The sequence below is a fragment of the Nocardia sp. NPDC004722 genome, assembly GCF_053601505.1.
Genome location: NZ_JBSGBY010000382.1, coordinates 1 through 8198 on the forward strand (window position 1 = coordinate 1; position 8198 = coordinate 8198).

The window sequence follows — 8198 nt, forward strand, 5'->3', positions numbered from 1 at the left end:
AATTCCACGATCACATCGCGATCGACGGCCACGACGACAGTAGGGCGGTAATGCGTTACAAGCGAACGGCTCTCGGCTACGTCCGGACCGACATATCCGGTGTCGGCCAGCAATGGGACGAGACCGAGATACGCAGGCTCGCAGAGCGATACGGCTACGACTTCGCCGACATGGTCCTCTACGACCCCTCCTCGGGCCGTCCACCGCTGGCACGTCTAAAGGCCCAAGCGACGCGCCTCGACGCCGAAGCAGTCTTCGTGCCTTCACTCAACCATTTCGAGGAGGGGAAAGTCCCCGCCTCCCTCGTACAAAAACTCGACGTGGTCACCGTCCACCCCGAATCGACCTACGCCCGGCGAGCCGTCCCCCCGCTCCGTAACCTGCCGCCTGCCCTAGCCGGCGAGGCGTAACACCGATGGACCGACACCGCTACGAGGAATCTCCCTGAAGCTCACCCACATACCTGCGGGTGGCCAGTCGGCGACAAGGTCGGGAGTACTCAGCGAGGGAAAGCGGACAAAATTCCGCACTGAGTACTCCCGATCTTCAACGGCGCACGCCAGATTGGCGATCGACGAACGCACACACCTGCCGCAACCCGCGCGTTTCGACCGGCCCGACGCAACGAATGCCATCCTCTAGCTGGGCCGCCCTACCTCGTAGGTGCCGTCGGCGCTGGTCACCTTGACCGAGACCTTCTTGTTCTCGCCGCCGATTCTCAGTGTGCACACATACACGGTGTTCACCTGCGCCAACATCGATGACGGGCATCGAACATCGGTAATGTCGCTGACCCCGTAGCTGTCGTTGAGAACCCTCACAACGCCCGCTTCCACTGCGGCCTGGTCGAGTCGGGCAGTGTCCGTGCTTGTTTCGACCGCGCCAGGGGTCAGAGCCGGCGCGGGGCGCGGTCCGGAGGTGTCGTTCTGGCCTACCGCGAGGATGATGGCGATCACCACGAGCAGGCCGACGATAATGATCGCGCAGATGACGAGGGTGATCATGAGCGCATTCGACCGCAGTCGCGGCGGCTGATTCATCCTCAGGATCCTTCACGCTCCCACGGTCAACCGCGGCCAGTTCGCAGTGTTCGGGGCGGTTTGCCCGTTCCTTCGGCGCGCTGGCTGAGATCCGAATTTCATCCCGATCGGCACACTTGGCCGCAGCCACATGACATCTCAACATCCTGCATTGACCTGATCCTGGCCGGGATCCGATCCTGACACCAGTTTCTAACCAGCCGGTTCCAGGGCACCGAGCTGGTTCGCATGTTCGTAACTAAGCGTACGAAGCCCCGATGACGGCGAATATCTTGTGACCTTGAGCCCTGCGACTTACGTTGGAAGGCAGCGCGGCTTACTTGCAGAGAGACCAGATCTCAGAAGGGGTGAGGATGGTCCTCAGCTCTGCAAGGAGGTCACCAATGGTTGAGATGGCACTGCTGGCAACGGTTTGCTTCGTTTGCTACCTCGCGCTGATTGCGGTGGTCGTGCTCCGCACAGGCGGCACAGCTGGATTGCTTGACGTGGCGCAAGCCATCGGCAGCCTTCGGCAGGTTGTCGTGATCCGTTTCCAGAACGGAGCGGGCGCGGTGTGACGTGGTCCGGGGTTGTGGCCAATCGGCTTCAACCCCGGACCTTCTTGTCTCCATATCCCGTGAGGCGGGGTTCAGGCCGCGGTCAGCCTTGTTATGTCAAACGCACTCAATTGCCGCGGACCGCTCGGTGCCAGGCAGGCAACCCAACCCATCGGCGAGGGGATGATCTGCCGCGTACCGGTCGGCGTGGCACGTCGGAAGATTAACTGGCAGTGTGGGTCTGAGCCCTGCGGGCGTCCGCGCGCTCTCCTTGGCAGGTGTCGAGGTATACGGCGGACAGGTAGTGCGTGCTTTGGAGGTCGACGTCTGCGGGCAGTAGGAGCTTGCGGTCCGGCGGGCTGAGAGCCTCTGCTAGTTCGTGGATCGGGTAGCCGAAGAGGTCGTAGTCGCCGAAGGCGACCGGAACGTCGGCGGCCCGGTCCAGGCCGTACTGCCGCTCGATGATCAAGTGTCCCAAGGTCTGTTCGGCGCACGCGGTGCAGGAGTAGGCGGTGACCAGAATGCCGTGGTGGGTGAAGGAGAAGTTCCAGTGTGTTCCGCACATCCACCCGGCATGGATGTCCGCCAGAGTCGACGCCGTCCACTGCGCCGAATGCTCGGTCATGCCGAATCGCAGGACGCCTGCGTTCGCCGGGAGGACAAGCCCGGTGCTGGGCAGCAATCGAAAGGTCACTCGAATAGTCTGCCTGCTCAGGTGGTTCGGACCATCGAGCTGCCGACCGAACGTCCGCAACTGCCGCTGATCGCTCCCTGTTTGGGGCGGCCGCGGCGCCTGCCGACGAAGGCACTGATTTGCCGAGACCCGGATGTTTGACGAGGACGCGTTCTGGAATGCAAACGTCGAGAAGCCTTGTACCCGAGTGCATTCTGGTGATGCGCAAGCGGGTGTGAGTGTCCGGAATTGGCGCGAGGCGGGCTGACTGGACCGGGCAGCGCGGGCAGCCAAAGATCAACCGGGCGAAATCATCTCGGCCTGTCGAACGCGGTGATCTGTCGATGTCGGTGCCGACTACAGCAGTGCGATCGGTCGAAATGTGGCGGAATGGGGTGGGGTCTCTGGACCTATTCTGATGGCCGCCTCCGCCTCCGCCGCCGTTCTGGTTGGATCGCGCGTATGGCAAGCAGCGTGCGCATCCCCGGACTCTCGCTCACCGAGCATGAGTTCGCCGTTCCCCTCGACCATTCCCGCGCTGACGGTCCGAAGATCACTGTCTTCGCTCGGGAGGTCGCTGATCCGGATGGGCTCGATCGGCCGTTTCTTCTCTATCTTCAAGGCGGGCCGGGGCATGAGGCGCCGCGGCCGTCGATTGGGGCGCCGAGTTGGTTGTCGCGGGCGTTGCGGGAGTATCGGGTGCTGATGCTTGATCAGCGCGGTACCGGACGGTCCACGCCGGTCGGCATGTTGTCCGGCACTCCGGCTGAGCAGGCCGAGTACCTCACTTACTTCCGCGCTGACGCGATCGTCCGGGACGCGGAGTTCGTGCGGCGGCAGCTGGGTGTCGAGAAGTGGAGCGTGTTGGGGCAGTCGTTCGGCGGGTTTTGCACGCTCGCATACCTTTCCCACGCTCCCGAGGGCCTGGCCGAGGCGTTCTTCACCGGCGGGCTACCGCCGGTCGGACGGCATCCCGATGAGGTCTACACCGCCACGTTCGCCAACCTGATCGAGCGCAATCGCCGCTACTACCAGCGGTACCCGGGTGATCGCGGGCGGGTGGAGGCGCTGCTGCCGATGCTCGACGACGGGGGTGTCGTGCTGCCCGACGGCAGTCCGCTCACCGCGCGGCTGTTCCGGCAGCTCGGGAATCTCCTCGGTGCCAGCGGCGGTGAGGAGGCGCTGCACTATCTGCTCGAACGTGACCCGAAGTCCACTGCCTTCGCGCACGACGTCGCCAACTCGCTGCCGTTCACCGCACGCAATCCGCTGTATTCGGTGATCCATGAGTCCTCCTACTCCGATGGATTCGCCACCCGTTGGTCTGCCGAGCGCGTGCTGCCGGACGAGTTCCGCACGGACCGGACGCTGTTCACCGGAGAGCACGTGTTCCCCTGGCTCTTCGACGACCTCCACGGACTCCGGCCGATGAAGCAGACCGCCGAGCTCCTCGCGGCACATGAGTGGCCGCAGCTGTACGACGCCGACGTGCTGCGCGAGTGCACGGTCCCCGCCGCGGCCGCGATCTACGCCGGCGACATGTACGTCGAGCGGAAGTTTTCCGAGGAAACCGCCCGGTTGATCCCGACGCTGCGGCCGTGGATCACCAACGAGTACGAGCACAACGGACTGCGCGCGTCGGGCGATCACGTGCTCGGGCGGTTGATCGATCTCGTCCGCGGTCGGGTCTGAGGGGACCATCGCGGACTTCGATTCGTGAGGTGTAGCGGGGGAGACGTCCGCTGCGGCTGCTACCGGTAGAAGACCGGGACTATGTCTGCTGATGCTCCTCGGTGTCGAGGGGGACCATCGAGTAGACGTACCAGTCGCGGCGTGGTTGTTCGCATCGCAGGAGTTGGACGTGCATGCTCTGCCACTCGCCGCCGTCGAGGGGGCGGATGCGGACCGGGCGCCAATCCATCAGGGTGGGGTCGATATCGGTGGACCACAGGCGTTTCCAGTCAGGTGATCGCGAGCACTGGCGGGTGATCTGCTCGATGCGGTCCGGTGCGGTGAGGCCGGGGGCCATGTGGCGGAACGCTTGCACCATGATGTGTGCCTCGCGGTTCCAGTCCTCCACCACCCGGCGGGCACGCGGGTCCAACAGCATCCACGCCATGATGTTGACGCCGGGTACCAGGCCCGGAAACGCTTGCCGGTAGGCGGTATTGGCGGCGATCAGATCCTGGGCGGGCGCGGTTTGATAGCACGCCGGATGCGGGAAGCTGGCCAGGAAGGCCAGTTCGCCGCGGCTGGGGCCGGATTCGCCGCCGGTCACCGTGGTCAGCTCGGGCTGTAGGACGGTCGCCGCGTACTCGCGGTAGGCCACCGGGACATCGAGGGCACGGAACAACGCGCCGAGCGAGGTGGAGGTCGGTGGCCGGGTGCCCTGTTCGAGCTTCTGGATCAACGCCTCGGAGACATTCGCCTTCTGCGCCAGCTCGGCCCGCGTCAACCGCGCCGCCTCCCGCCGCTCCCGCAGGTAACCGGCAATGGTCGTCTGCGAATCCTCCACGTACGAAAACCTCCCGAACCGTCTCGATGACTACCCGACGAAAGTAGTCGATGGCGGTTTAGGTCGACGGTGAGCCGGGCCGGTCGGTGTCGCGTTCTTACAATCGTCGGCGGCGTCGGAGTTGCAGACTGGGCGGACAGCAAATGTTGTTGCGGAGAGGAAAAACCCATGGCGGTTGCGACGCTGAAGATGCTCACCCTGGACAGTGCCGACGCGCGGCGAGACGCGGAGTTCTGGGCGGCCGCGCTCGGATGGAAGATTGCCCACCTGCAGGACGAGTACGCCATGCTGACCGGTCCCGACCATGCGCTCGGATTCGGCACCGTAGCGGACTATCAGCCGCCTACCTGGCCGAACGAGAACGGAACCAAGCAGTTCCATCTGGATCTGGCGGTCGAAGACCTCGAGATGGCCAGTAAGCAACTGGTCGACTTGGGCGCCACCGTGCCGGAGTTTCAACCGGGCGAAAGCTGGCGGGTGCTGCTCGATCCGAGCGGCCACCCGTTCTGCCTCACCCTCGCCGCCAATTGGGGCTAGCCGAGGTCGGCAGCCTCGGCGAACCGCCGTCCCGGGGTCCGGAACATCGGAACCGCCTGTGCCGCAAGCGATGCGGACCATGGAGGGGCGTCCGGCCTCGGCAGCGGTTAGTCTTCTGACCGGTGAGCTGAGGAGCGTAGGGAAGGCGGGGGCCACCGAAGATGACGAACAATCTCGACACGACGCGGGATCAACGAGCGGGCACTACCAATCCGGCGGTCGGTGCAGTACAGGCGATGCGGCCCCGGCAGTGGATCAAGAACGTGCTGGTGGTCGCCGCACCGCTGGCCACGCTCGGCGGGCACGTGCATTACGACTACCGCGACGTTCTGTACAAGGCCGGTATCGCATTCATCGTGTTCTGCTTGGCGGCGTCGTCGATCTATCTGATCAACGACGCACGCGATGTGGAAGCGGATCGGCAACATCCGACCAAGCGGTTTCGTCCGATCGCGGCGGGCGTGGTCTCGCCCGCGCTGGCGTACGTTCTCGCCGTCGTGCTGATCGGCTCTTCGTTGGCGATGGCACTGGTCACGGTCCCGGCGCTCGCCGTGGTGATCGCGGTCTATCTCGTGATCCAGCTCGGTTACTGCTTCGGTCTCAAACATCAGGCGGTGCTCGATATCGGCATCGTCTCCTCGGCCTATCTCATCCGAGCGGTCGCCGGCGGTGTGGCGACCGGTATCCCGTTGTCGCAGTGGTTCCTGCTGGTGATGGCGTTCGCGTCCCTGTTCATGGTGGCGGGCAAGCGTTATGCCGAACTCCAGCTCGCCGAACGTACCGGCGCCAAGATCCGCAAATCACTGGAGAGCTACACCGGCACCTACCTGCGATTCGTCTGGACGATGTCGGCGACCGCCGTCGTCGTGTTCTACGGGCTGTGGGCCTTCGAACGCGACGGTCATTCCGGGCAATGGTTCGCGATATCGATGATCCCGATCACCCTCGCGGTCCTGCGGTACGCCGTGGACGTCGACAGCGGGACCGCGGGGACCCCCGAAGACATCGTCCTGCGTGACAGGGTGCTGCAATTTCTCGGCGCTACCTGGGTCGCGACCATCGGTCTCGCAATAGTGTTCGCGTGAACCTACGGCCGGGCCCGCTGCTCGCTTCGGATGGTGCTCAGTTCGGTGCGGGCGGCGTATTCGAGCAGGATGGACGCCAATTCGTCCGGGGTCTCGACGTTCGGTGAGTGCCCGGAGGTGGGGATGATCGCGAATTCCGCTCCGGCGGCGAGGTATCGGGTGCGAGTGCGGGCGAGGTCATAGAGCTGGTCGCGGCTGCCGTGGATGGCGAGGGTGGGCTTGCCGAGGTCTCGGACCCGGTGGTCGAGGGGGCGTTGGCGGAGGGCGCGGCGGCGGGCGATGGCCACGGCGGGGACCACGTGCGGGGACATGTCTCGGGAGTCGCGGCGTTGCTGGGCGAAATCCGGTGTGGCGGAGTCGATGTCGAACCCGGGGGCGAAGCCGCGACCGAGGACGTAGCGGAGCAGCGCGTCGGGGGCGTAGGCGTGCGTCAGGCGGGGGAGCGGGCCGCGGGCGAGCAGGGCGCCCTGCCAGGCCCAGTCGGTCTGTTCGTAGTCGGGACCCTGGTCGACGATGACCGCCCCGGTGACGCGGCCGGACTGTTCGGCCACCGCCAGCGCGGCGTCGGCGCCGTAGGAATGGCCCACCGCGAGAACGTCTTCGAGATCGAGATCCTCGAGCAGGTCGGTGAGCATACGGCCTTGCGTGTGGGCGTCGAAACCGGAATCGCCACCGGTGCAACCGAATCCGATCAGATCGACCCGGATCACCCGCAGCGTGTCCGCGAGTCGCGGTGTCACAGCGTCCCACCAGTGCATCGAGCCTTCGAAGCCGTGCAGCAGCAGGATCGGCCTGCCCCCGTCCGGTCCGTCCTGGCGGACGTGAACGCGGCGGGACCCGACGGTGCGTAGCTCGCCGATCTGCGCGCGGGGTGTGGCGTGGCGGGTCGTCATCGTTGTCGATCCTCCGGTCGATGGGGGCTTCGGTGACCTGCACAACCGTATATCGACCGCCAGCGCGCTCGAAGTCGAGTGCTATTTGCTAGATATACGCTGTTGCTATGGAGCCGCCCGAGGTTGCCCTGGACAACTGCGATGCCGTCTACGACTACTACCGCGATCATCGGCAGAATCTGTTGAAGGCGAAGGCCGCCTACTGGTTGCTGGGTCGCCGCTTCCGGCCGCGGGTGAGCTTCGCTCCAGGGGCGGGAGAGGCGCTGCGAGCCGTCATCTCCGCGGGACGGCCGCTGCTCATCTCCATCAATCATCTCTCGGAGAAGGACCCCTACACGGTGAGCGCGGCGGCATGGCGCAGTCCACTGCGGCCCGTCATCGGTCATACCCGGGTCCTGGCCAAGCATGAGGTCTTCGCCGATCCGAAGATGCGCGGCACGCTCGACATGATGGGCGGCCTGCCGGTGTTCCGCAGCAAGGACCACGAGAGCTCCTCGGTCAACGCCGCCTCGGAACGGCTGTTCGACACCTGCGCGGCACGCATGGCGCGCGGTGACAGCATCGCCCTGTTCCCCGAGGGCACCTGCAACTACCTCGACCACACCCGAGTACTCGAGCTCGGCGGCGGTCTCGGCCACATCGCCTGTCGCGCTCGCCAACTCGGCGCCGAACCGGTCCTGGTCAGCCTCGGACTCAGCTACGGCCCGCGCCCGGACCCGGCCGTCGAACTGACCACCGCCGAGGTCCGTTCGGCCAGCTTCTATTTCAGGACGCCGGTCACCGACCTGCCCGCGAGCCCCGCCGACATCACGCGCACGGCCCGCGGCGAACTCCAACTCGCCCTCGACGGAGCGGTCGCTGCATACTGACCGGCTACCAGGTAGCAATCATCCGGTTGTCGAGCGCCGACCGGCGGCCG

Annotated in this window: 10 protein-coding genes; 6 read left to right on the top strand and 4 right to left on the bottom strand. The window is 65.5% G+C overall.

Translation table 11 applies throughout. The annotated features are described in order from the left end of the window. A partial coding sequence (locus ACWELQ_RS30165) for a hypothetical protein (protein WP_452400424.1) occupies positions 1-410 on the top strand: 410 nt, incomplete at its 5' end. A gap of 228 nt (positions 411-638) precedes the next feature. Here ACWELQ_RS30165 and ACWELQ_RS30170 read toward each other — a convergent pair. Further along, positions 639-1004 carry a DUF4333 domain-containing protein gene (locus ACWELQ_RS30170; protein ID WP_452400425.1) on the bottom strand — a complete coding sequence of 122 codons (366 nt, stop codon included), beginning with the start codon at positions 1002-1004 and terminating at the stop codon, positions 639-641. A gap of 419 nt (positions 1005-1423) precedes the next feature. Between ACWELQ_RS30170 and ACWELQ_RS30175 the strand changes: the two genes are divergently transcribed. After that, on the top strand, positions 1424-1597 hold the full coding sequence (locus ACWELQ_RS30175; protein ID WP_452400426.1) for a hypothetical protein: 174 nt from the start codon (positions 1424-1426) through the stop codon (positions 1595-1597). 202 nt (positions 1598-1799) lie between these two features. Here the strand turns inward: ACWELQ_RS30175 and ACWELQ_RS30180 are convergent, their stop codons facing one another. Then, entirely contained in the window at positions 1800-2270 is a 471-nt protein-coding gene (locus ACWELQ_RS30180) for a hypothetical protein (protein WP_452400427.1), read from the bottom strand. A 441-nt stretch (positions 2271-2711) separates the two neighbouring features. Between ACWELQ_RS30180 and ACWELQ_RS30185 the strand changes: the two genes are divergently transcribed. Beyond that, complete coding sequence (locus ACWELQ_RS30185; protein ID WP_452400428.1) at positions 2712-3941, top strand: alpha/beta fold hydrolase; 1230 nt, start codon at positions 2712-2714, stop codon at positions 3939-3941. Between the two features lie 79 nt (positions 3942-4020). Here ACWELQ_RS30185 and ACWELQ_RS30190 read toward each other — a convergent pair whose 3' ends face one another. Next, positions 4021-4764: an MmyB family transcriptional regulator gene (locus ACWELQ_RS30190; RefSeq protein WP_452400429.1), complete on the bottom strand. Its 744-nt coding sequence runs from the start codon at positions 4762-4764 to the stop codon at positions 4021-4023. Between the two features lie 168 nt (positions 4765-4932). On the opposite strand from ACWELQ_RS30190, the gene ACWELQ_RS30195 reads away from it, so the two are divergent. Together ACWELQ_RS30195 and ACWELQ_RS30200 are read left to right on the top strand one after the other, a co-directional pair. After that, entirely contained in the window at positions 4933-5301 is a 369-nt protein-coding gene (locus tag ACWELQ_RS30195) for a VOC family protein (protein WP_452400430.1), read from the top strand. A gap of 161 nt (positions 5302-5462) precedes the next feature. Further along, positions 5463-6386, top strand: coding sequence for a decaprenyl-phosphate phosphoribosyltransferase (locus ACWELQ_RS30200; RefSeq protein ID WP_452400431.1), 924 nt, complete (start codon positions 5463-5465; stop codon positions 6384-6386). Between the two features lie 2 nt (positions 6387-6388). Here ACWELQ_RS30200 and ACWELQ_RS30205 read toward each other — a convergent pair whose 3' ends face one another. Then, positions 6389-7279, bottom strand: a complete 891-nt coding sequence (locus ACWELQ_RS30205; protein WP_452400432.1) for an alpha/beta fold hydrolase — start codon at positions 7277-7279, stop codon at positions 6389-6391. Between the two features lie 107 nt (positions 7280-7386). On the opposite strand from ACWELQ_RS30205, the gene ACWELQ_RS30210 reads away from it, so the two are divergent. Then, positions 7387-8148: a lysophospholipid acyltransferase family protein gene (locus ACWELQ_RS30210; RefSeq protein WP_452400433.1), complete on the top strand. Its 762-nt coding sequence runs from the start codon at positions 7387-7389 to the stop codon at positions 8146-8148. The last annotated feature ends 50 nt before the right edge of the window (positions 8149-8198 follow it).